Source organism: Paraburkholderia mimosarum LMG 23256 = NBRC 106338 (assembly GCF_000739815.1).
Lineage (GTDB): Bacteria > Pseudomonadota > Gammaproteobacteria > Burkholderiales > Burkholderiaceae > Paraburkholderia > Paraburkholderia mimosarum.
Window position 1 is genome coordinate 1 of record NZ_BBJJ01000272.1, and the last position, 1,649, is coordinate 1,649.

The 1,649-nt window shown below is 62.5% G+C and carries 1 pseudogene; it reads left to right on the forward strand.

The features are described from left to right. The first annotated feature begins 92 nt into the window (after positions 1-92). Positions 93-1,240, forward strand: a pseudogene (locus tag BMI01S_RS37280) (IS110 family RNA-guided transposase). Positions 1,241-1,649 lie beyond the last annotated feature (409 nt).

A 1,649-nucleotide genomic window follows, 5' to 3' on the forward strand; every position in this document is an offset into this window, starting at 1 on the left:
TTCACCGAGATGCTATGTGGGAGGGCGGTGGCATTAAGCCCGACTGGAGTAAACGGGATTTGCACACTCGTTTTCTCCGAAGGAGCACGCAAATGGACGCGCCTGACACAGCCCTCCGTGGGCAGAATACGACGACGGTTAGCCGCCTGTATATGCTTTTGAACTGGGCGATAAGAGCTGGAAGCTCTCACTGGGCGATGGACGGCGCGCGCCCAGCCGCTGTACGGTCGCTGCGGGCGATACCACGGCCGTCCTCACCGCCATCGCGAACGCAAAGGCGCGCTGCCATCTCAGCGCCGACGCGCCAGTCTATAGCTGCTATGAGGCGGGGCGCGATGGTTTCTGGCTGCACCGCTGGCTGACGGAACAGGGTATCGTCAATCTCGTGGTGGATTCGGCCAGTATCGAGGTGAACCGGCGTGCCCGTCGAGCGAAGACGGACCGGCTTGACAGCGACAAGCTGCTGTCGATGCTGATGCGCTACCACGCCGGCGAGCAAAGGGTATGGGCGGTTGCCCGAATTCCCACGCCTGAGCAGGAGGACGACCGCCGCCTGCACCGCGAACTTGAGCGTCTGCGGCACGAGCGTACCGCACATACGAACCGTATCCGCTCCCTGCTGGTGCTGCACAACCTGCGCGTCCGGAATATCGGTGGCCGCGTCTGGTCGCGCAGCTGGGCCCAGCTGCGCGAGTCGGTCGCACCGGGCCTGCGCGCCGAGATTGAGCGCGAATGCGAGCGGCTGGAACTGGTACGCAAGCAGGTCCGTCTGCTCCAAACACAGCAGGAGCAGCAGGTACGCAGTGGCGCACATCCCGCCATGACGGTGCTCACACAGCTCGCTGGCATCGGTACGGGCAGCGCATGGAAGCTGGTCCAGGAACTGTTCGGGTGGCGCAAGTTTCGCAATCGCCGGGAACTTGCCGGCTGCCTGGGCCTGACTCCCACGCCCTTCGCCAGCGGCACCACTGAGATTGAACAGGGTATCAGCAAGGCGGGCAACCGCCGATGCCGGTGGCTGCTGGTCGAGCTTGCCTGGAGCTGGTTGCGCCTGCAGCCCGGCAGCCAGCTCAGTCACTGGTTCAACAAGCATTTTGCCGGCACGGGCAAGCGGCTGCGGCGCATCGGTATCGTGGCGCTCGCCCGACGTCTGGCCATCGCCCTGTGGCGCTTGCTCGAGCACGGTGAGATTCCCGCTGGAGCCAGACTCAAGCCGCGGGAAGCCAGATACGGTGAGTGACTAAACCATCCAGATGCAGTGACAGCATACAAGGTCAACGCGCCCGAAACAGACTCGGGCCACCCCATTGCGGGCGGCCGTTTCCCTAGATGGGGCGCGTCGGTAACAGGGTGACGCCAGCGCTTGCAGCAAGCGCATGAGGCATGAGGTGACCGGCCTGCCAGGCCGGCACGGATAGAAGGTCGACCCCGCATTGAGCGGTCAACAGACACCCTGACCTGAGTGACATTGACATGCCAGACTGCAAATGGTGTAGGTCATCAGCGTCGCAACCTGCGAATCACAGGTCGTCTGCCGCCTGTCCAAATCTGGTCGTAGCAGGCGACAGGTAAGGAACATTACTTTGCATGACGAAATTTATATCTCAGACGGGGCTTGACTTCTGACTCCCCATAGAAGAGTCTGTTTT